This window comes from Treponema endosymbiont of Eucomonympha sp. (genome assembly GCF_001028545.1).
On record NZ_BBPW01000633.1, the window covers coordinates 1 to 452 of the forward strand.

At 57.1% G+C, this 452-nt stretch carries 1 protein-coding gene; it reads left to right on the forward strand.

Features of this window, described 5'->3' with window-relative positions; translation table 11 throughout:
- Nucleotides 1–201, forward strand: a 201-nt coding sequence (locus AWU74_RS08405; RefSeq protein ID WP_162505113.1) for a hypothetical protein, incomplete at its 5' end; no start/stop codon positions are given.
- Between the last annotated feature and the right edge of the window lie 251 nt (nt 202–452).

Sequence of the window (452 nt, forward strand, 5' to 3'; positions counted from 1 at the left end):
GCGAAATGGACGTGGTTTGCCCTCGCCTATCAGTTCGCCTACAGCTACGCGCTTGCGCTGGTCGTGTATCAGCTTGGGTCGCTGTTTTCGGGGGCGGGCTTTACCGTCGGCACCGCGTTCGGCTTTCTGACGCTCGTCGCGCTGGTCTTCGGGCTGACGCGAAAACCGGCGGCTAGCCGTCCGTTACAGAAAAAACGGTAAACGGCGGGGCGCGTATACGCGTTCGGCGGTAGCCGAACGTCCGAGTTCCTTGAGGGAACTCGACATTAAGGGCTTTGTCCTCAATGTCTTCACCCATAGAGTAAAGTCTCTATGCCTTGCGTATACGCCTTTGCTATGAATGAGCGTTAATCGGGATGATAGGAGGAGAACATGACGCGTTTTTTGCAGGAGAATCTTTCTACGGTCATCGTGGCCGCCACCGTGTTCGGTTCGGTTGCCGCGGTCGGCGT